Origin of the sequence: Rothia mucilaginosa (assembly GCF_001061665.1) — a bacterium.
Taxonomy (GTDB): domain Bacteria; phylum Actinomycetota; class Actinomycetes; order Actinomycetales; family Micrococcaceae; genus Rothia; species Rothia mucilaginosa_A.
This window is the reverse complement of record NZ_JVSP01000011.1, coordinates 1-21,411: the sequence shown is the minus strand read 5'-3', so window position 1 is coordinate 21,411 and position 21,411 is coordinate 1. Positions and strand designations below refer to the sequence as shown.

Annotated in this window: 18 protein-coding genes; 9 read left to right on the top strand and 9 right to left on the bottom strand. The window is 56.5% G+C overall.

Annotation, left to right across the window (positions count from 1 at the left end):
• Positions 1 to 936: hypothetical protein (locus ADJ95_RS06020; RefSeq protein ID WP_204371131.1), on the top strand; the 936-nt coding region annotated here is incomplete at its 5' end.
• Between the two features lie 10 nt (positions 937 to 946).
• On the opposite strand, the gene ADJ95_RS06015 is transcribed toward ADJ95_RS06020, so the two are convergent.
• The 8 genes from ADJ95_RS06015 to ADJ95_RS08980 all read right to left on the bottom strand — a co-directional run bounded on the left by ADJ95_RS06015 (position 947) and on the right by ADJ95_RS08980 (position 9,967).
• A complete protein-coding gene (locus ADJ95_RS06015; RefSeq protein WP_049333551.1) occupies positions 947 to 1,693 on the bottom strand; it encodes a hypothetical protein in 747 nt (248 codons plus the stop codon).
• Positions 1,694 to 1,822: 129 nt separating this feature from the next.
• Positions 1,823 to 3,238, bottom strand: a complete 1,416-nt coding sequence (locus ADJ95_RS06010) for a hypothetical protein (RefSeq protein ID WP_152691717.1) — start codon at positions 3,236 to 3,238, stop codon at positions 1,823 to 1,825.
• 996 nt (positions 3,239 to 4,234) lie between these two features.
• Positions 4,235 to 5,035 carry a Fic/DOC family protein gene (locus ADJ95_RS05995; RefSeq protein ID WP_065423992.1) on the bottom strand — a complete coding sequence of 267 codons (801 nt, stop codon included), beginning with the start codon at positions 5,033 to 5,035 and terminating at the stop codon, positions 4,235 to 4,237.
• Positions 5,035 to 5,274, bottom strand: coding sequence for an antitoxin VbhA family protein (locus ADJ95_RS05990; protein WP_049333542.1), 240 nt, complete (start codon positions 5,272 to 5,274; stop codon positions 5,035 to 5,037). Before ADJ95_RS05990 ends, ADJ95_RS05995 begins: the two co-directional genes overlap by 1 nt.
• A gap of 317 nt (positions 5,275 to 5,591) precedes the next feature.
• Complete coding sequence (locus ADJ95_RS05985) at positions 5,592 to 6,662, bottom strand: hypothetical protein (RefSeq protein WP_049333540.1); 1,071 nt, start codon at positions 6,660 to 6,662, stop codon at positions 5,592 to 5,594.
• A gap of 16 nt (positions 6,663 to 6,678) precedes the next feature.
• On the bottom strand, positions 6,679 to 8,031 hold the full coding sequence (locus ADJ95_RS05980) for a hypothetical protein (protein ID WP_049333538.1): 1,353 nt from the start codon (positions 8,029 to 8,031) through the stop codon (positions 6,679 to 6,681).
• Positions 8,032 to 8,034: 3 nt separating this feature from the next.
• The gene (locus ADJ95_RS09560; protein WP_049333535.1) at positions 8,035 to 8,709 is read right to left on the bottom strand and encodes a hypothetical protein; all 675 of its coding nucleotides are present in this window, start codon (positions 8,707 to 8,709) and stop codon (positions 8,035 to 8,037) included.
• Between the two features lie 13 nt (positions 8,710 to 8,722).
• Positions 8,723 to 9,967, bottom strand: coding sequence for a transglycosylase SLT domain-containing protein (locus tag ADJ95_RS08980; protein ID WP_160310629.1), 1,245 nt, complete (start codon positions 9,965 to 9,967; stop codon positions 8,723 to 8,725).
• Between the two features lie 659 nt (positions 9,968 to 10,626).
• On the opposite strand from ADJ95_RS08980, the gene ADJ95_RS05965 reads away from it, so the two are divergent.
• The 7 genes from ADJ95_RS05965 to ADJ95_RS05940 all read left to right on the top strand — a co-directional run bounded on the left by ADJ95_RS05965 (position 10,627) and on the right by ADJ95_RS05940 (position 18,691).
• A complete protein-coding gene (locus ADJ95_RS05965) occupies positions 10,627 to 10,920 on the top strand; it encodes a hypothetical protein (RefSeq protein ID WP_049333533.1) in 294 nt (97 codons plus the stop codon).
• 177 nt (positions 10,921 to 11,097) lie between these two features.
• The gene (locus ADJ95_RS09280; protein ID WP_152691716.1) at positions 11,098 to 11,805 is read left to right on the top strand and encodes an acyl-CoA synthetase; all 708 of its coding nucleotides are present in this window, start codon (positions 11,098 to 11,100) and stop codon (positions 11,803 to 11,805) included.
• Positions 11,806 to 12,254: 449 nt separating this feature from the next.
• Positions 12,255 to 13,121, top strand: a complete 867-nt coding sequence (locus ADJ95_RS05960; protein WP_152691715.1) for a hypothetical protein — start codon at positions 12,255 to 12,257, stop codon at positions 13,119 to 13,121.
• Complete coding sequence (locus tag ADJ95_RS05955) at positions 13,108 to 14,619, top strand: SCO6880 family protein (protein ID WP_049333529.1); 1,512 nt, start codon at positions 13,108 to 13,110, stop codon at positions 14,617 to 14,619. The genes ADJ95_RS05960 and ADJ95_RS05955 overlap by 14 nt, the downstream gene beginning before the upstream one ends.
• A 108-nt stretch (positions 14,620 to 14,727) precedes the next feature.
• Positions 14,728 to 16,602 carry a hypothetical protein gene (locus ADJ95_RS05950; protein ID WP_053088815.1) on the top strand — a complete coding sequence of 625 codons (1,875 nt, stop codon included), beginning with the start codon at positions 14,728 to 14,730 and terminating at the stop codon, positions 16,600 to 16,602.
• A complete protein-coding gene (locus ADJ95_RS05945) occupies positions 16,586 to 18,304 on the top strand; it encodes a type IV secretory system conjugative DNA transfer family protein (protein WP_049333527.1) in 1,719 nt (572 codons plus the stop codon). Before ADJ95_RS05950 ends, ADJ95_RS05945 begins: the two co-directional genes overlap by 17 nt.
• A gap of 3 nt (positions 18,305 to 18,307) precedes the next feature.
• Entirely contained in the window at positions 18,308 to 18,691 is a 384-nt protein-coding gene (locus ADJ95_RS05940) for a DUF4913 domain-containing protein (RefSeq protein ID WP_053088755.1), read from the top strand.
• Positions 18,692 to 18,756: 65 nt separating this feature from the next.
• Here ADJ95_RS05940 and ADJ95_RS05935 read toward each other — a convergent pair whose 3' ends face one another.
• Positions 18,757 to 20,031, bottom strand: a complete 1,275-nt coding sequence (locus ADJ95_RS05935; protein WP_049333525.1) for a hypothetical protein — start codon at positions 20,029 to 20,031, stop codon at positions 18,757 to 18,759.
• Between the two features lie 474 nt (positions 20,032 to 20,505).
• On the opposite strand from ADJ95_RS05935, the gene ADJ95_RS05930 reads away from it, so the two are divergent.
• Positions 20,506 to 21,411, top strand: a 906-nt coding sequence (locus ADJ95_RS05930; protein WP_049333518.1) for a hypothetical protein, incomplete at its 3' end; no start/stop codon positions are given.

The following is a 21,411-nucleotide window of genomic DNA, read 5'->3' as shown; positions in this document are numbered from 1 at the left end:
GAAAGAAAACCAATGATCAACACCAACCCCACCGCCCCCGCATGGATCACCCACAACGACCTCATCCAAATCGACGGCGGCCACTACATCACCTACCCCGACGACCTCGCCCTCACCCAAGCACTACGCACCGACATCGCCACCGCCCAAAGCATCAACCACCTCCTCGACAGCCTCACCACCGAACTAGCCGACGAAGAACCCATCGACGAAATGATCACCCTCATCAACGAAGGCTTCGCCACCATCGGCAACTGGCAAGCCTTCCTCTACAACCTACGCCTACGCTGCATCGCCCTACACAACCTGTACAAGAAGTACACCCCCGGCCAATACGGCCGCTACCCCATCGACGCCGACACAAAGCAGGACCTACTCAACACCGCCATCGAACTAGCCGTCAAGGGCGAAGAGAAAGCAAACCACCTCACCGAAACCGGCTACCAGTTCCCCACCCTCCCCACCCCCGGCACCACCCTACGCGAACCCGATCACCGCGAAGTCGAAAACTACCTAGCAGCCCTGCAGGATGAGGACATTCCCGCACAATTTAAGCAGATGGCAGCTTTGCGTGAACGTGTCTCCGACTTCGCCCAAGAACTCGACGAAGCAAAGGCCGCCAACACCACTGTTCCCCAAGCCTTCGAACTCAAAGAAGACGGCTCCTACTTCTCCAACGAAGAAGACTTCCAGCGCTGGATGGAAGAATACTCCCCCACCCTGGCACGCGTCATCGCCCTAGAGCCGTCCTGGGCTGAGCCGAACTTCATCCCGATGCTCTCGCGCGCTATGGTGCCGGTGTACCAGGCAACCCGCGTGGAACCGTTCATGCGTGAGGACATTCTCTCGCGTGCTCTGGCGTCTGTATTGGCGTCGGTTGAGGATGCGGGTGTGCGTGAGTCGGTTCGTCGTGAACTGGCAAAGCGCACCTACTAAGAGAACATTTTTAGTGGGATAGCTCGTGCTGCTGATGCACCTGTTGCTGCACGGCGCGGGCAGGCTTGGCTTGCTGCTGAGGTCCTCGAGACTTCGCAGCGGCCACAGCCTGGTGCGGGTGCGTACCGAGGGACTGGTCGTTGAGCTTGGCCGCGTGTGCGGTTTCTGAATCGTAGTGGGCCTCGTAGTAGGCGGCGCGTTCACCGCGGGCTTCAGCCTGATCCCACTCATGACCAGCCTGGGCATGAGCCTGCTCTGACTGGTTCTCGTGCTCTTGAGCTTCAGCCGGGTCGTTAGAGTCGAGTTCCTTCTGACGCTCAGAATCGGAGAGATTCTCCCGTTCTTCAGCTCGTTCCTGGGCCTGGTGTTGTTCGTAGCGTTCTTCCCAGCCGTGTTCCTTCAGGTATGCCAGGTAGTCGGCGAGGGTGAGCCCGTATTCGTTCCGTAGCTTATCGTCGAGGTGGTGGTAGGCTGCGGCGGCGTCAGCGCGGTAGGGTGCTTCCTGATCTGCCGCGGTGGCCCATTCGGCTAGGTCGCGGCTGGTTGCGGTAGCCCACCATGATTCTTCCCAGAGCCGCGCATACGGAGATGCAGGAATCTGCACATCTGCATTCACAGATTCCTGGGTTTCTGCACGAGCGGCCTGCTGCCTATGGTTCTGCAGCGCCTGGCGAATCTGCCGGGCGATAGCTTGCAATTCACGGGCAAGTTCCTGCTCAATGTCAGTGCTGTGGTTGTCGAAGGGGTGAATGTTCATCGTTGACCTCACGGGGGTATCGGTGCTTTCTTCCAGATTAACAGAGCAGCGTCTCGTGTGCTGCTGAGAACGGTGAAGGGGTATGGGGTGAGAAATCCACTACTGGATTTCTCACCCCATACCTCTTTCTTAGAGCTCAACACCTCGTGTCGGCGCTGCAGGACCTCGACGCGGTGCCTCATTCTGAGACCGGCCTGTCTGCGCCATACCGCTTTTCTGCACCGTGGGCTGAAGCAAGCTAAGCGACTGCTGCGTCTCTACATCAAGCTCTGACGGCCGATTACCTAGCTCCGTGATAGCTTCTTGCTGCTGCGAACTCAAATGATTCTGCTGACGCTGCTCATTCGGGCCAAGAATCTGTTCGCGTGCACGCTCCATCCGCTCATATGAGGTCTTAACAGCCTGCAACGCGGGAGGAATAGGAGTGCCACGACGGTTCAATTCCTCAAAGGCCTGCTTCTGCCGGGGAGTCATATCACCACGCGCAATACTCTGAGCGACAGCTTGAGCAGGAGACAACTGATGCTGATGCCCCTGTGCTTGCGTCCGGGAGTACGCATCACCAACACCTTCTTGAGCCTTGGGCTGTAGGATACGTCCCTGCCCCTCAGGCAAAGGACCCTCAGGCAAAGAATTTGAAAGGCTAGCTACGACTTCTTCACGGACGAAACGACCACTCGCGACCTGCATAAGCGCATTATCAGAGAGCTTCTCAATCGGGACAGTAGCTGCGACAAAATTGAGCGCACTCATCTGAGTCTGCTGGTTCTGTCCAGGAGCAAGGTCAAGATACCTATGGCTGAGCGCATCGTAGACCTCAAGATTGTCTTTGATGGTCTCAAAAAGGGTGTAGTCAGAAGAGTTAAGAACCTTCTGAACGGCATAACAGACCGCATCGGGGGTCCACAGGAGCCTCTCAGCACTCGGAGATACCTGTACCTGATCGATAGGATCGATAAGACCAGCCTGGATAAAGTTCGAGATAGCCTCCAAATCCAACTGGTTCTCCTTGTCATTCCTCATGCGTTCAAAGACGAACGCGTAGACCGGGTTATCTCGATCTTGTCCCTGCTGAATCAGAGAAAGCATGTTACTGTGACGTGCTTGCCTGATGAAATCTACCTGAGTATCAGCATCCGGGGAATAATCAACAGCAGTACCTACTGTAATGATTGCTGCGCCAGGCGGCAGCTGCTGGTGTACTAGCTCAAGAAGAGCCTGGTTACGGTCAGGACTGGCTCGGTTCGCATGGTAGAAATCGCCTTGCAGATTCGTCAGTGCGTCTCGGAAGTCCTTAAGCTGATCTGCTTCGACAATCACAGCCGTCATAGAGTAGAACCCTTGATGCATACCGTATCCGTCATCGCTGACTTTGGGAGGTCGGTAGGTTTCGTCTACAAAGGCAAAACGAGGAGCATCGCTGTTTCTCTCGTAGAAACCGACGATACGAGAATGGTAATCTCGCTCTATTCTGCCGGAGGGGTTAGTGATAAAGGCCTGCTGATAATCGCTGATAAGATGATGGCCGGAAGAATTGGAGGACACCTTTGATTCCTTCAAAAAATGTTGCGGTTGGTATTCGGTTTTGCTATAGTAATAGTAGCAAGGTAAACCAAGAACCCTGAGGTAGTCGCCGTAAGGCGAGGAGGTATAATGGGTGAGCCGTAGTGGGTATGCTGATGTAGGTCGGCCGAAGCTACGGACCTTGCGCATAAGGCACCCGCTGAGGGTGCCTTTTTTGTTGCTTTCTTACCCCTCTAGGATAATCGTGAGAACATTATTTGGGGTCCGTTCAGCCATGCTATCTCTCCCCCTAACCTGTTTCAATCCCTATTGTGCGGGGTTCAACCTTAGCTAGAATCCTGTACTGTTATCGTCCACAAGGCGAAAACCGCCTGGTGCAGTCGGCCGTCGTTGCCGCTCGCAGACGCTAAAGGAACAAACCCATATTTCAGAAAGGGAGGACACACAATATGTGTCCCCCTCTTACGTTATTCCTAAAGTTCCATGTCTTTATTAGTCTTTGGACGTACTGTAGAAGGTGCCGGTGGCTGTTTCGGATGAGGGGCTGTTCCTTTTCGGGCATGTGTCCTCATGCCAATCTGGCTCACCCTCAAAGCTGCCAGAGTTTCCTCATCCGCTTCAGGTTCAGGCGCACGCTCAGCACGGGCCTCCTGCACTTTCTGCTCTACCGGCGAGAGCGGCTTCGGCTGCTGCTCCGGCTCAGTAACCTTCTGGTCCTTTGGATGCTTTTGCTGGTTTTTGGCGCGTTCTGCCAGACGGGTCGCCTTGGTATTACTCGCGCCGAAGTGAACGCACTACTGCGCGCAGCAAACTCCGAGCCCAAACCCTAGAAAGAAGTGAGTGGTTCCAACATAAGCCGTATGATGGAACCACTCACGCTACGTTAGAAAAGCTGCGTCTGCCCTTCCATAACCATTCCGCGCCCTAGCCGGTCTACTTCGTCCTGTCGGTAACCATACCTTGAAAACACGCAAAGGTGGGGTGCTCAAGATATATGTCTTGAGCACCCCACCTTCTTTAGTCTCCGAGTCCTTGACCGGATTCGCGGTTTAAGCCGTGGTTGATATTGCGGTTAGGTGTCTGGGGTGTCTGCTGCTGATTCGCTCCAGTAGGCCCAGTGAAGCCATTCATAATCTGCCGGTAAATCTGCTGCGACTTTTCATCCTCAGCATCGAGTTGGGTCTCATGTGGGGTTTCGCGCGGTACGGAAATGGCATTGAAAACCGGGTACATCTCTTCAGGACGCACCTGAAAGTGTCCAAAATCTGGACCGCTAAACATAGACTGCTGATTCCAGATTTCTTTACTGACACGATCGTAATCAAGTTCAAAATTACTCAGAGCTGCAACATGTTCCATGAAGATTTTGCTGGTTCGGCCGTTTCCTTCACGGAAGGGGTGGGCCTGGTTTAAGTTTGCAAAAACTTCAGATGCCGCCTTCACAAATTCCACACGATTAAGCTTTTCCCAGTCTGTTGAGCGCACTTTTTGGGATGCTTCTGCCAAGTATCGGTCGACTTCTTTGTTGTTGACATCTGCAAACACAGAATACCTTTTACTCATGTTGACAGTACGATACTCCCCCGCCCAGTCATACACGTCCTGAAAGAGATACTTATGGATCCCTTTGAGATGTGCTGCGTCAAAAGTATGCGCAACAAGGCTAGGGTTCTCCTCCAGCATTCTCTGCCTTGCAGATGTCATACTGTATTCGAACTCTCTTAGCTCTCCCTCATTGCGAATACCAGGAATATTACGCATGACTTGATCATCAGGCGGTGGGAAAAAATATGCCGCCCATGCATCCTGACCACTCATTACTCAGATTCTTCCAAGTTTCGGCGAGAAGCAATCCTGTCCAGGGTCTTCTGCTTATATTCTTCGAAGGTGATTCGTCCTAGCTCCAGATCAATAAGTTGAGCCACTTCTTCGCGAGAATGGGTGTAACCCTCAAGCCATGCTGAGGCGAGAGTCTGAGTAATACCTCGCTTCTGCTTATCGTTGAGCTGCGCGAATAGCTCAGGGTAACGCTCAGGAAGGTCAAAGTACTCGGCCATGAGTAGTTCTCCTTAAATATCGGTGGTGTATCGTAGGGCCATTCCAAATCTATCAGAATGACCCTACGGGTATTTTTCGAATAAGTCAGTTACGCTTTCGCGCACGATGTACTGCAGCTTCAAGCAACTTGGCATGGCGCGATATACTGCGCCTACCACCTGGCCCTCTCCCCTTGAGGCGGAAATATGGATATACAGAAATCTGTATATGAAGATTTCAATATTTCTTTATTTCTGTACAGATTTAGTCCTTGTCAAGACCTAACTGAAAGGGGCGAGCGAATCATTGCGATTCGCTCGCCCCTTTCAGTTAGGTGCTAGGCGTTAGAGATCTTGCGGCGGACAGACCACACACCAGCGGCTCCGGTGAGAATCAGCATGAAACCGCCAATTGCGATCCCGCCAGTCTCGGCACTAATACCGGTGTAAGCCAACTCGTCGCGGGCGGTAGCCGGCGCCGTGGATTGAGCAGACGGCACCGAAGTGGGGGATTTCGCATCTGCAGCAGGCTGAGCTGATGATCCCTTCTTACTCTTGGGGGTCTTGGAGCCCGGTGCTTGCGGAGCGATGCCCACCTCGTCGCTACCGGTTACCTCGTGGTCTCCAGTATCTGAGGTTGCACGGGAGTGTGCCTGGGCATCCTCGGGTGCGATGGGCACCTCGGTACTGACTACCTCTGAGTTATCGGGTGTCTCGTTATCTGCAGTGTCCGCAGATGCTTTCTGACTCGGCTCGGGGGTAGGTGCGATGACAACTTCAACCTCGCCTGGGGTTTCAGTAGCCTCGGGTGCCGGAGTTGAAGGCTCAGGCTCCGGTTCGATAACGGGTGCGGTGTCGTCAGCCGGCTGGTGGTCGGCAGGGGTTTCATCGTGCTCGCTACGGGCCGGTTCAGGCTCAGGTGCAATGGGCACATCGGTGTTCCCCGGGGTTTCAGGTGCCGGGGTAGTAGGTTCAGGGGAGGGGTTGATGGGCACGTCGGTATTGCCCGGCGTTTCGGGAACCTCATGGGTGGGTTCGGTGCTGGGCGCGATAACAACTTCCACTTCACCCGAAGCTGCTTCGCTCGGAGCGGGGGTCTCTTCACGAGGTTCAGAGTGGTCCGCTTCCGTAGCAGGTGCCTCAGCCTCGGCGGGTGCTTCCGCTTCGGCAGGGGATGCGGTGACGAACTCGGGCGTAGTGGCAGGCTGGGTGGCTGCGTTACCGGCGCCGTTTTTGGTGATGAGGGCAACGGTCAGGTCGCGGGTCTGGTCGCGGTTGGGCTGGCCATTATCACGGATGGTGATGGAGCCGCTCTGGGTGGGTGTTTCTGCTGCGGTCGCTGCGGTGCAGCTAATGGCGCCTGCTGCGGCTGTGAGGGTGAGGGAAGTGATGAGGGCCTTGCGGTACACTTTTTACTCCTCTTGATTAAGGGTTGATGACGATGCTGTGTTGGTCGGGGCTGACGGTTACGCGGTGTCCGTCTGCGGTTGTGCCAAGAACTGGGGTGTCGGTGGAGGCGATATAGCCGCTGGAGGTTGCATCACCAGTGGTTCCGTCACCGAATTCGAGGCTGAATCCTCCGGCGGGTCGGCTTGTGACCTTGGTTGGCATGGCCGGTAGGGCGTAGGACCCCTCGGTGCTGAGGTGATGGACTTGGTCTCCTGCGATGGCGATGGTGCCGGTGCCGTCAATCTTCACACTATCGGCTGCTCCGGTGATGTCGATGGTGCGGCTGACGCTGTCAGATTCTGGGGCTTGGAGGGCAAGGATGTCTTGCCCGGCGGGGGTGTGCCAGAGGGTGACGACCTCACCGTTGGCGGTGGCTCCTACCCAGCGAGTGAAGGTTGCTCCTTCGGTGGGGGTTACTAGGGGGTGCGCTCCGGTTTCGGTACCGTTGGCAGTTGCGGTGATGATGGTGCCGTTACCGCGGGTGGATGCCCAGATGCCGTTGCCTTTAGAGGTGGCGATGAAGGCTGCGCCTTCAGCGGGGGAGCGGTACCGCTCGGTTCCGTTAACGCTGATTTTTTGGACGCTTCCGGGGGTGGGGTCATTGCGGGAGATGATGACGGATTCCCCAGCGCGGGTGATGATGGTTTGCGCCTTGGTGGTAATGGTGTTGATGTTGGAGAATTTTCCGCCGGACCACATGAAGTAGCTACCGGGTGCGGTGTAGAGGAATCCGTCACCGGTGGGGTGGATGGTCAGCCCTGCAGCTTCAATCTTGTTTTTGGTTAGGTCGGTCTGGCTGACGAGGGTGCCTTTGGTGGCATCGACAACGTAGAGGGTCGATCCGTCAATGTAGGAGATACGCTGGCCATCGCCACTGAGGGCGCCGGTGGTGTAGGTTCCATTGTCGAGGGTGATGGTGACTCCGGCTGGGGTGGTGGCCACTGAGGTGGTTGTAGGGTGGTTGAGGGCATTGACGACTGCGAATGCTCCGCCGCCGAGTCCTAGTGCTAGGAGGGCTGCGGCGGGGATGAGGATTGCTTTGCGTCGCCAAATGGACGGCTTTTCAACTTCCTCGGTCACAGTTTGGAGAGTAGGCTCGCCTTCTGGAGTGAGGGTGTAGTAGCTAGTCTTGGTACCTTCTTGGACATAGATTTTGACGTCGCGGCCGAGGGTTTGGGCGAGGTGGGCGCAGTGGTTCCACACCTGTCCCAGGGCCTCTTCAGTGGTTACGTCCTGAAAGGTGCGGGGGGCGTGGTCTTGGATTTCAAGTTGGATGAGGCCGTCAGCTGAGACGGTCGCGTCGATGCGGGGGTAGTCGAGAGCGTCCATATTCTAGTTCTTGTTCTTGGTCTTGCTGTTGACGAAGGTGTTGTAGGCCTGGGGCTCGAGGATGTGGGAGGCCTTCCATTTGTTGGGTCGCTCAGCGGTGCGGTGAAGGCGTACGTAGTAGGCGGGGCTAATTCCTCCATCAACCTTCACATGGACGGTGAGCCAGTAGGGGTTATCTCCTCCGGGAATCTTAAGGGTGGGGTCATCAACAAGTTCTGCACTTGTGACGTTCCCTTTTAGAAGGTCAACGCGCAAATTTTGGTTGTACTGATTCTGGAGTTCGGCATCGATGAGGGGGAAGAGATCTGCAGACCACTCCTTGTAGGGTTTGCCACTGGTGTATGCGGTGACGATTGCTTTTGCAGCGTCGATTGCTCGAGCACGGTCCTCGTCGGTGATGGTGTTGAGAGTAGGGACGCTGGAGGGTTGCTGGCGGCCGCCGCCGGTTCCTGCTAGGGGTGAGGGGTCGAGGCTCACAGTCGGGGTCGGGGTTGCAGTGGTGGGGTTTACCTCGGTGACGGTGGGAGTCTGCGTTGCGGTGCTGGGTGCAGGTGCGGGCGCAGTGGTAGTGCTAGGGGTGGCGGGTGAGCCGGTGGGGGCGGTGTTGTCGGTGGATGCGGAGCAGCCGGTAGCGAGCAGGGCGAGGGTTGCGGTAAGCGCGGTGAGTTTGCGGGTCATGGTGCTTCCTTTCTTAGTGGCTGGGGATGTAGAGGTATGCACTCGGGCGATCAACTGGTACGACTCGGGTGTAGTACTGGTGGTCATTGGGAGCGTAGTCTCCGTTGTAGCCTTCTTCGACGATTGTGCCGTCATCGCGGATTTCTTTCACTATGGCAACGTGTCCATATGAGCTGGCTCCGCCGACGCCAGAGTTGTAATAGACGACGGCGCCAATGACGGGTTTATCTCCAATTTCCCAGCCCTGGGCAATCCAGTACCCTCGCCACTCGGCGGCGTTGCCGGGGGAGTGAAAGGTGATGTTGTCGGCATTGCCACCGGTTTGTTGGACGACACGCCATGCTGCGAAGGCTACACATTCACCGGGGAACGCGTTGGTGGGATCGGTTACTTCAGGGCAATAAGTGTAGTCGTCGGAGCAGTGGGGGAGATGTTTCCAGGGGTAGTCGTCGCCTGATTTATCTGTATTTCCAGATTTCTGGTTTTCTGCATTTGAAGATTTCTGGTTTTTATTATCCTTGCATTTTCCTTTACTGGATGCCTTTTTATCGTTCTTCCCTGTCGATGCTGAGGCGGAAGCACTGCCAGTGGATTCAGGAGTTGCGTTATTGGCAGCAGCATTGCTCAGTGAGGGCTGCTCGGCGCCTGTAGGGTAGTCGTCGATACCAAGGTCCTTGATGAGGGTCTGGTACTGAGGCCAGTAGTCGCGGATAGCCGGGGCGTAGTTGATATTTTCTGGGTCGTTGTACCCGCCACTTTGGGAGATGACAGCACCAGGGCCGGCGTTGTACGCACGGAGAACGTTATTGACTTCATTTCCTTCGACGCCTGCGTTGCGGAGGGTGGTTTTGAGGTACGCCATGTATCGACCCATGGCCTTGATTGCGGCGCGGGGGTCGGTGGGCTCTTCCCCGTTTCCGAAGGAGGCCCAGGTATCAGGGATAAATTGAGAAAGTCCGATGGCACCGGCTTCAGAAACAGCGTTGGGGTTCCAGCCGGATTCTTGCTGAATAGTGGCTGCCAGAAGGGAGATGGGGAAGCCGCTGAGGCGGGAGGCTTCTTGGAGTTCTGGAAGGTAAGTCTTGATGGTGTCACCTCGGTCACCGATATTGGTGACGGGGGCGGGGTCTGGTGCAGAAACGGCGTTTTGGCCAGTTTTTGCTTTGCCGGTGGTGCAAGCATCCGCGCTTGACCCACCGATAACGAGAACTAACGAGAGAATGAGTCCGAAGATGAAGATGATAGGTAGGGAGACCACTAGGGCACTTTTTTGCATGGCTTTTTGGCTCCTGGTGTGTGGAAGGGTATGTGTGGTTGGTGTGAGTGATGTTGTGTGCCCTGGGGCCGCCCCTGGGGGTGGCCTCGCATCTCATTTTAACAGGGGGTGTGGGGGTTTTACAGCTGGCTGGTCATATCTGTATATGCGTTATTTAAAACTTTATCCCCGCTCATTCGGGGAACATACCCGCACCATATCCAACAGCGCCGTCCGCGGGCTCATCCCCGCTCGCGCGGGGACCAGGCGTGACAATAGGGTGTTGTATCGAATGGCAATCTAAAGTCAGGTTAACCACCACCCCTAACACATTAAGGGCTATTTTTGCGCGCGCGGGAAATATTTTTATGTAATGTGCACCATGTGGATAACTTGGTTTTGGGGTGGGTCAATTACCCGCGATACTGGGATGAAAGGTGTACGCCCCTGGGATGAAAGGTGTACACAAGTGGCGAATGGGTCCGCTACTCATCACTAGCTACGGCATACGGTGTCGAGGCATGAGGCTCTATACGGTGGACTAGTGACAACGCGTGGCACGTACATCAGGTGCGTGTGCTATGGTAATCGCTGATACCGGTAATATTTTTTACTCCCAGCGCTGGGGGTTACACACACCTACAACCACGAGGAGGCGCGAGATGCTCGCTGCTGCAAATTCCTTTTTCCTGAACGCTGCTGTGCTGGCTGGCCCGGTTGATCCGGGTGCTGGCGAGGCACCTCCCGGCTCTGACGGCGTTACCACCATCGTTAAGTGGATTGCGTGGATCGTCTTCGCCTTGGCTGTTATCGGTGTGCTGGTGACTGCTGGTGCGATGATGATTAACAACCGTCGCGGTCAGGGCGGCGAGCACGCTGCCAGCCTCGGTTGGGTGTTCGGTGGCTGTATCCTGGCCTCCGCAGCCAGCGGTCTGGTCGGCATGTTCATGGGCTAAAAGCCCTGCACGGGGTGCGCTCACGCACCCCGTGACCCTTTTAATCTCAAGCGAGACCCGTCGCTGGGTCTCCTATCCCCCCATTACCCACTATCACTCACTCAAGCTCTTCCCCACACTGGGTAGGGCTATCTGGTGTACCCCGAAATCCGGGGTGATGAGACATGGAGAGACATCATGGAGAAAAAGTCTGGCGTGACCATTCCCCGCTGGGGTATCGGCATTATCGCCGGTGTTGGCGTGCTACTGGTCCTGTTGTTGATTGTGCTGATTCCACGTGGCGGCTCGAGCTCGTCAGCATCGAGTGGCTCTAGTGCATCAGCGGGTTCCGGGCAGCAGTTGACTCATGCCACGTCATCTCTTGCGGCTGGCTCTTGTGGTGCTGGCGCCTCGGACGATGAGTCTGTGATGGATGCTGCCCCGAAGGGCACTAAGTGGGTAACCACCGATTCAGGTTGGACCGGTCCCTCATCTAAGACTGCTGGGCCTATGGTGGATTCCCCGATTCGTAGCTGCTTTGAGCACTCTGCTGAGGGTGCACTGTACGCGGCGACTTGGACTATGTTGCAACTTAATGATCCTGCTGTCTCTCAGCAGACCTACGAACGCTACGTAATTAATGGAACGGGATGGGGGACTCCGTCAGCTTCAGCTCCGCAGCAGGTGGCTGGATACCAGTTCCTCTCCTATACCCCTGAGCGTGCTGTAGTAAGGCTTGCTGTTGTTATTCCTGAGAGGGGCACCGGATGGATCAGCGCTGATGTGACTATGGTTTGGCAGGATGGCGACTGGCGTCTGCGTGTTCCGGATGGAAACGCGAAAAACCCTTTGGGTATTGGTCCTGTCTCTGACACTACCAAGTTCATTCGTTGGGGTACTGTCTAATGTGCTGGTTCTGGGAGACTAGCTGTCTGGCTAAGGAAGCCGCTCAAACGGTAGGCGATAGCCTCATGGATCAGCTAGCGCACAACGTCAGTGTTGCGATGGCATCTACGATTGAAACATTAGGAAGCTTTTGGGTTACTGTTCCGACTATTCCTCTCGGAGATACTCAGGGAAATCCTTCTGATCCTGTAGGATTCTTGCAGGGACACACCTGGTGGATTTGGTCCACACTCATGGTCTTTAGCGTGCTCTATGCTGCAGGACAGATGATATGGAGCCGAAAAGGCCAGCCACTCATGGAGCTTGTGGCGGCGCTGATACGGTCACTCCTTGCCTCCTCGGCAGGGCTTGGAGCTGTGGTTATTCTTCTACAGGTTGGCGACAGCTACTCCACATGGATTCTTGACAAATCTGTTGAAGGCGGATTTACTAAAGGCCTGCAAAATATCATGAGCTCTAAAAGCGCTTCAGATTTGCAGATTTTCATGATTGTCGCAGGCATCATTGCGATGCTGGTCTCTCTCGTCCAGATTTGCCTACTGATTGTCCGCTCGGCGCTATCCGTGCTGCTGGCAGGTACTCTACCGCTGGCCTACTCCGCGACCAATACCCAGTGGGGTAAGCAATGGTCCCAGAAACACGCCTCGTGGCTTATCGCTTTTGTGCTTTATAAGCCGGTGGCAGCAACAATTTATGCTGCGGCCTTCAAAGTTACCGGCTCAGCACTGACTGGCGAGCTGAAGGGCGCGGCTGAATCAATCGTCGGCCTTATGAGTGGTCTTGTCCTCATGGTCGCTGCTCTCTTTGCTCTACCCGCCATGATGCGCCTCATTGTGCCCGCGGTTGGAGCTGCCTCAGCCGGCGGCGCAATGTTCGCTGGTGCAGCTGTTGGTAGTGCGGCATCTGGCGCGGTCAATATGGGATCGCGTATGGCCGCTAAGGGTGGTAGCTCAGGTGGCGGTGGCGCTGCTGGTGCAAGTGGTGCTGGTGGCGCTGGTGGTGGTGCATCCGGTGCCGCAGCTGCTAAGGGCGCTGGTACGGCTGCCGCTGGTGCGGCCACTGGTGGAGCTGCTCTGGCTCTGATGGCTGTTGGAGCAGCCGCAAAGAAGGGTACTCAAGCTGTGCAGGCTGCTGTCCATGATGCTGCTGGTGAGCAGCCTCCGCAGGGTGGTTCAAGCTCTCATACGCCTGCTCCCTCTCAGGGCGGTGGTGCTCGTGGCGGTGGATCCGGCGGCTCAGCAAAGCCGAATCCGCAGCCTAAGCCGCCGCAGCCCGAGCAGAAGAAGCCGGAGGGAGGATCGAGTGGCGCACGTTGATACTGAGTATGTTGAGCCCACATACGGTAACTGGAGGCTCCCCCAACGTGCTGGTATTGGTAGACTCTCCGGCCTTGCCACTGCTCTGCTGTTTGTCACCATTATCATCACCATCTTCGTCATGCGTCTGGCCGGTATTATCCCCGGCCTCATCATTGGCGTTATCCTCGCGCTTTTCCTGGGCTCCTTCGCTCTGAAGGACAAGCACGGGTACACGCTCATGGAGCGCCTCTCCGAAAGGCTTATTTTCATGTTCGCTCGCTTCCGGAAGCTCAATATCTTCCGCTCAGGTCCGCTCGGTGCTACCCCCACGAATGAGTTCCGCCTGCCCGGTGTGGCTTCCTCTGCGGTGACCTATGAGGGTACCGACAGTGTGGGGCGTCCCTTTGCGCTGATTCACATGCCTGCCGTTAGCATCTACTCCGTCTCTCTGGCGGTTGAGCCTGACGGTGCGGCCATGGTCGACCAGGCCGATATTGACCAGTGGGTCGCCAACTGGGGCGGCTTTTTGGCTGAGTTGGGCCGTGAGGTCGGTCTGGTAGGTGCCTCGGTGACCGTGGAAACTTCCCCCGGTTCAGGTATCCGTCTGCGCCGTGAGATTGAGTCGTCCATGTCCAATACGGCATCCCCGATTGCTTCGCAGATGCTGGCGGAGGCGGCTCAAACCTACCCGTCGGGTGTCTCTGAGACTCGTGCTTGGGTGACTTTGAGCTTCTCGGCGGCGGCTCGTGCGGGTATGCGTCGCCGTACCCCGGATGAGATGCTCCGTGACCTCTCCTCCAAGGTTGTCTTCTGGTGCTCGCACCTGGAAGCTACCGGTGCGGGTGTGGCCACCCCGATGGTGGCTGGTGATATTGGTCAGATTGTGCGTACTGCGTATGATCCAGCCGTATCTCGCTTGCTGGATGAGGCCGCCTATGTGGGCGAGAGTCCGGAGATTGACCTGTCCTCTGCTGGCCCGAGTACCGCAGTGGTGGAATGGAGTCATTATCGGCATGATTCAGGCCTGTCTGTGTGCTGGACGATGAGTGAGGCTCCGCGAGGTGCCGTGTTCTCGAACGTGTTTGCGCGTCTTTTGGAGCCGCACGCGATGATTGGGCGTAAGCGTGTGACGATGCTGTATCGTCCGGTGGATTCAGCGTTGACCGCGGCGATGGTTGAGCAGGACCAGAACACTGCCCGTACCCGTTTGACCTCGACTCGTAATGGCTCGGCCCGTCTGTCGGCTGAGCTGGAGGCGGCTAATGCGACGGCGGCTGATGAGGCGCGTGGTGCTGGTTTGACCTATGTGGGTCTGGTAGTGTGCGCGACGGTTGAGACTCCTGCAGAGATGGCTGATGCGGTAGCCGTGGTGGAGCAGGAGCTTGCTCCGTCGAGTCGCATCATGCTCCGCCGTGCGTGGGGTGCTCATGATGCGGTGTTTGCTGCGACGTTGCCGTTGGGTGTGGTGTTGGGTCGCCATACGGTTCTGCCGGAGTCGGTGAAGTCGGCGTTGTAGCCCTGTGATATTGCGTAGACCTGGGGATTTGTTGATGCAGATTCCCAGGTCTCTGCAAATCAGCATTTCTGTATATATGCTTTTCTGTTTTTCTGTATGGAGGTTCTGATGAGTCGTCGTCGAATCGTCACCTATAACGCCGCCGAGGCTGACCAGCCGGAAGCTCCGCGCCGAGCTGGCCTCTTCTCGTCTATTAAGTCGATTTTCGTCTCGTCTACTGAAGCGCACTCGGGTGCCTATGGCCGCTCCCGCGGGTACATGCTTCCCGGTGGCGGTGCCTCGCACCTGTTTGAGTCTCCTCGCGAGTGGCGTGGCTCGACCCGCCAGGTGTGCGGCATGTGGCCGTTTGCGGCAGGCTCGTCCACGCCGTTTTCTGGTGCCCCTATGGGTATCGATATTGATACGAATGCGCCGGTTGGTTGTGACCCGATTGCCTGGTTTGTGGACGGCATTATTAATAACCCGTCGGTGTTTATCTTGGGTCTTCCCGGCTACGGCAAGAGCACATTCGTTCGTCATATGCTGTTGGGTATGAACGGCCGAGGTATTGTTCCGTTGATTCCCGGTGACCTCAAGCCTGACTATGTGGATGAAATTACCGCGATGGGCGGCCAGGTCATTCAGCTGGCTCCCGGTCGTGGTCACTTGAACATTCTGGACCCGGGCGAGTTGAGCTCTATCGCTGATTCTCTTCCCCCGAAGACTCGTGAGCGTCTGATGGTGGACGCTCATTCGCGTAAGCTGCAGATGCTTTCTGCGCTGATTTCGATTCTACGTAAGGGTCATATCACTCCGCATGAGGAGACGATTCTGGATGCTGCTTTGACGTATCTGGAGGAGCATCATGAGGGTGTGCCGGTGGTGCAGGATCTGCTGGATGTGATTGTGGCTCGCCCGCAGGCTCTGCAGGATGTGGCGCTGGACCGTGGTGATGAGGGTCGCTATAGGGACGCGACGGATGCGTTGGTGTCCTCGCTCATGTCTCTAAATGGTCAGGGCCGCTTTGGCGATATGTTCTCTAAGCCGACCACGGCACGTTTGGCGATGGACCGCCCGGCGGTGTTCGACATTAGCCAGATTTCTGATATTCACCGTGACGTGCAGGCTGCTGCTCTGCTGGCGTGCTGGTCCACGACGTTTGCGTCGGTGGAAATTGCGCACACGCTGGCTGATGAGGGCCTGGCGCCGCGTCGTAACTATTTCGTGGTCCTCGATGAGCTTTGGCGTGCGCTGCGTGCGGGTGCGGACATGGTGGACCGTATTGACTCGCTGACTCGTCTGAATCGTCGTGATGGTGTGGGCCAGGCGATGATTACGCACACGATGAGTGACTTGGATGCGTTGGCTACTGAGTCTGAGCGTGAGAAGGCACGTGGTTTTGTTGAGCGCTCTGGTCTGGTGATTACTGGTGCGTTGCCGCAGTCTGAGATGGCGAAGCTGCGTCGTGTGATGCCTCTGAGTCAGGCGGAGGCGGCGCGTCTGGTGTCTTGGGCTGATCCTGGTTCGTGGTCGCGTCTCGCTCAGAATCGTTCGGCGCATGGTGCGCCCCGTCAGGCTCCTGGTGTTGGTAAGTTCATGGTGAAGGTGGGTGGACGCCCGGGTATTAGTGTGATGGTGCGTCTGACTCAGGTTGAAATCGATATGAACAACACGAACAAGCGCTGGGGTAACTCGGATGGTTCGGTGCATGTGGCTAGCGGCAATGAGGTGACGAACGCGCTGGTGGGTATGCCTACGGGTAGCGCTGGCACATACGGAAATACAGAAATACGGGAATCTGCATATGAGGATTTCGGTATTTCTGTACAGTCTTCTGGCTTGTCAGAGACCTCTGCACAGCAGGAACCGGAACAGCCACCGGTACGTTTCTCCTCAACGACCACAGCACCGGCCCCCACCCCGCAGCACAATCAGACCCCTACTGAGTCTGCACACCTGATTCCGAGCCCGGAAGGATACGGCTATTATGAGCACTCCGCATAAGCGCGGCTTCAACACTGAAGCATTCGTCATCTGGGGCATTATCGCCCTCATCCTGGTCGCCGGCATTATCTTCTACTCCGGCTACGCGGTCGGTGCCGCTCTGACCGGTCAGAGCATTACCGTATGGAACCCGGTGGCTGCCATGATCGGCGTGATTCGTGGAACCGCGCCCTGGTCTATGGCTTCCACCGTGGTCTCTATCGTGGTAGCTGTTCTGCTGCTGGGCGGTGCGGTAGGCCTTTGGTGGCGCAAGCTGGCGAACAGCACCCCGTCAACGCGTGTGGATAAGGCCGGGTCAATGATGGGCTCTGGCGCTGATATTGCGTTCATGCGTGAGAAGGCGGCGTTGAATGACGCCCGCCGTCTGGGTGTGGATTCGCCGGGTCTTCCGATTGCCAAGACCCTCTCAGGCCAGATGCTGTATTCCGGTTGGGAGAACGTGTGCGTGGACATTTGGGGTCCTCGTACCGGTAAGACTACCTCGCGTGCTATCCCTGGCATCCTGGCTGCCCCTGGCGCGGTGCTGGTCACCTCAAATAAGCGTGACGTGGTGGATGCTACCCGTGGTGTGCGTGAGCAGGTCGGCGATGTGTGGATCTTTGACCCGCAGGCTGTGGCTGCTCATCCGGCAACCTGGTGGTGGAACCCGCTCTCCTATGTGACCGATGAGGTGAAGGCACAGAATTTGGCGGAGCATTTCGCCTCTGGTTCGCGTGAGGAAGGCGCCCGCACGGATGCGTTCTTCGACTCTGCTGCGAAGGATCTGCTGGCGGCGTTCTTGCTGGCGGCCGCTAAGGACGGTCAGCCCATTACCCGTGTGTATCGTTGGCTGACTCGTGAGACTGATGATGAGGCGGTCGGAATTCTTAAGGATGCCGGTTACCCGCAGATTGCGCAGAACGTGGACGGCATTATCTCTGCTCCTGATAAGCAGCGTGGCGGCGTGTTCGGTGTGGCTCGTCAGATGGCGAACTGCTTGACGTCGGCGGCGGTGCTTAAGTGGGTGACCCCGCCGGAAGAGGGCGAGGTCCGCGAAGAGTTTAACGCCCGCGATTTCGTGCGTGGTCGTAATACCCTGTTCCTTTTGTCGAAGGAGGGTGCTGGTACTGCTGGCCCGCTGGTGACTGCTTTGACGGTTGCGGTGGTTGAGGCTGCTGAAGAGCTGGCGGTCGCGCTGGGTGGACGTTTGCGTTTGCCGATGGTGGCGATGCTGGATGAGGCGGCGAACGTGTGCCGTTGGCGCGAATTGCCGAATCTTTACTCGCACTATGGCTCGCGCGGTATCGTAATCTGCACGATTCTGCAGTCCTGGTCTCAGGGCGTGGTGGTCTGGGGCCGTGAGGGTATGCGTAAGCTCTGGAGCGCGGCAAATATTAAGGTCTACGGTGGCGGTGTCTCTGAGACCGAGTTCCTGGGCGAGTTGAGCCAGCTAATCGGTGATTACGTGTACTCGAATGTTTCGGTCTCGAGTAGCCGCCAGTCGGGTTCATCCCGTAGCGTCGATAATGACCGTAAGGACAAGATCCTGGACGTGTCTGATTTGGCGGCGCTTCCTCGTGGTCGTGCGGTGGTCTTTGCTTCTGGTGCGCCTGCGACGATGGTGCAGACGATTCCGTGGTACACCGGTCCGGATGCTGCGGCGGTGAAGGCGTCACTGGCTAAGTATGACCCGGCGCAGCAGCTGGCGAATGGGGGTGCGTAGCGCATGGGCGAGAACGAAGTTCAGCAGGAGCAGGGTCCTGCAACGATTTTCCCGAATGCGGGCGAGTTTGTGCATTCCTGGTTGCTGCAGGTGATGAACCGCAAGGTCAATAGCAGGGACACGTTCTGGTGTGCCCAGTGGTGGAAGCATCCGGAGGCGGTGTGCCGTTTGACGGCGTTGTGGCTGTCCTGGGAGGCGGCACGTGAGGACCCGACGGGTCTTTCGGCGTGGTGGCGTGACCACATGGATTACCACATGTCGGTGTTGATGTCTTCGACTGGCCCGTTCCGCTATTGCGAGGATGGGGAGCATAATGCGTCGCGGTATTCTCGTGAGGCGTTCCCGATTCAGGATCCGCCGCGGGGAGTCTTTGATTTGCTGAGTTAACTGATAGAGGGGGCTCACGACAGTTTTGTCGTGGGCCCCTCTTCATTGCGTATATTCTCTTTGGGTTAGAGTTCAACTCCGCCGTGGGACTGGTTCATCTGCGGGCGGTGTACTTGCTGCTGTGCAGCCGCCTGCTGAATTTGCTCCGGCTTAACAGGGGTTTTTGTTTCTGTTCCCCTCCTGAGCGTGGCTAAGAGTTCGAGGCTTTCCTTGGTTTCAGGGTCCATCTGCTCAGATGAGGTAGCTACCTCGGCGTCAAATTTTTCAGCTTGTCCTTTGGTGAGATAGCCTCGACCGACGGCAAGCTCGAATTCCTTTTCGGCGGGCATGTGCGTTTTCATGGCCTCGTCTTTAGCGTTGCGGTAGGCAATGTTCTTGCGTTCAGACTTTTTGTCGGGGCCTGCTGAGACGGGGGTGCCGTTGGCTTCGGCGGTGCGGTAGGTTGCTTCGACTTCGGTGCGGGTGCCCGGTGTTCCTGCTTCTCGATAGGTATCTTCGTCGTATAACTTCATACGGGGTGAAGGCTGATTGAGGGGCCGAATATTGAGGGTTTTAAGCTCGGTTTGTACGTGCGAGTCAAGGAAGCGTGCCTTGATTTTAGAATCATCGAGCCACGTAAGAGTAGTTGCATTGACGAGGTGACGGGATGCCCACGCGAGAAGATCGGCGCCCCAGAGAAGCGGCTCATCGGTAGGCTCGGCAAAGATGCTGGTAATGGGCGGGATAACACCAGCGTTTTGAAGCCGGTTAAGTGTATCTTTGTCTTTTTGAGTTCCGCCTTTGACTTTTTCGAAGACAAAGGTGGTGGTGGGCGGTTCGGCATGGGTGAGGTGCGTGGTCAGGGCAGTGATAGCTTCAGCTCGGGCAGCATCACGGAGCCTCAGCAGCTCGTCAGGGTCATCGGTATAGGGAATATTGAAATTGAGCGTGACAATGTTCTGGCCATCCTTGGTGTTGCGGCCCAGGGTATCGAGCATGGGACGGATGTTTTTCTGGACGAGCCAGGGGGAATTTCTGAGGTTGGGTTCGGCGTCTTTCTTCTGCCTTTTTCTAGCTGTATTGTTGGCCGCGTCAGTGGTGTGCCAATAGTTAATGCCTCCGAAAGAGGAAGCGAAGTCTTCGCGGAACTTGGCGATGTCGTCGGCTTCGACGACAACGGTAGCGACGGAATAGTATCCAGGGTGTAGGATGCCAGTGTCTTTATCATAGGACGGCTCGACAAAGGTTTCATCAACGAAAGCAATGCGTTCTGCGTCAGAATGCTCCTGGAGCTTTTCTGCATAGTTGCTTTCGTCTTTATGGTCGAGGATATAAGGGCTTATAAGCCGGTTTTCAGACATGGATGCTCTTTCCGGAAGTGTGGTGATTGTGTTAAAATAGTAGTGCATCAAAAACCTGAAGGCGGCACTAGCGACCTCAAGTTGCTAGGTTGGATGGATGGGTCCTGAGGATTTGTAGGTGGCAGAATATATAGAAACCACTAGGCTATCCGACTGGGCTTTTGCACCAAGGCACCCCCACGGGGTGCCTTTTCTTTTTTCGTAGTCGTGACCAACCCACGGGTTGCTGGGGTTTTGGAATGTTAGACTGATAGTGCATCAAAAACTTGAAACTGGCTCCATAGCGTACGCTTTGGACCTGGCCGGATGGGCCCTGAGGGTTTGCAGTTGGTGAAATATATAGAAGCCATTGGCTGCCCAACTGGGCTTTTGCACACAAGGCACCCCCACGGGGTGCCTTTTCCCATACCCCCCCCCGCACCGCAGCACGGGGACACAACAACCACACCACCAACCACAACCGAAAGAAAACCAATGATCAACACCAACCCCACCGCCCCCGCATGGATCACCCACAACGACCTCATCCAAATCGACGGCGGCCACTACATCACCTACCCCGACGACCTCGCCCTCACCCAAGCACTACGCACCGACATCGCCACCGCCCAAAGCATCAACCACCTCCTCGACAGCCTCACCACCGAACTAGCCGACGAAGAACCCATCGACGAAATGATCACCCTCATCAACGAAGGCTTCGCCACCATCGGCAACTGGCAAGCCTTCCTCTACAACCTACGCCTACGCTGCATCGCCCTACACAACCTGTACAAGAAGTACACCCCCGGCCAATACGGCCGCTACCCCATCGACGCCGACACAAAGCAGGACCTACTCAACACCGCCATCGAACTAGCCGTCAAGGGCGAAGAGAAAGCAAACCACCTCACCGAAACCGGCTACCAGTTCCCCACCCTCCCCACCCCCGGCACCACCCTACGCGAACCCGATCACCGCGAAGTCGAAAACTACCTAGCAGCCCTGCAGGATGAGGACATTCCCGCACAATTTAAGCAGATGGCAGCTTTGCGTGAACGTGTCTCCGACTTCGCCCAAGAACTCGACGAAGCAAAGGCCGCCAACACCACTGTTCCCCAAGCCTTCGAACTCAAAGAAGACGGCTCCTACTTCTCCAACGAAGAAGACTTCCAGCGCTGGATGGAAGAATACTCCCCCACCCTGGCACGCGTCATCGCCCTAGAGCCGTCCTGGGCTGAGCCGAACTTCATCCCGATGCTCTCGCGCGCTATGGTGCCGGTGTACCAGGCAACCCGCGTGGAACCGTTCATGCGTGAGGACATTCTCTCGCGTGCTCTGGCGTCTGTATTGGCGTCGGTTGAGGATGCGGGTGTGCGTGAGTCGGTTCGTCGTGAACTG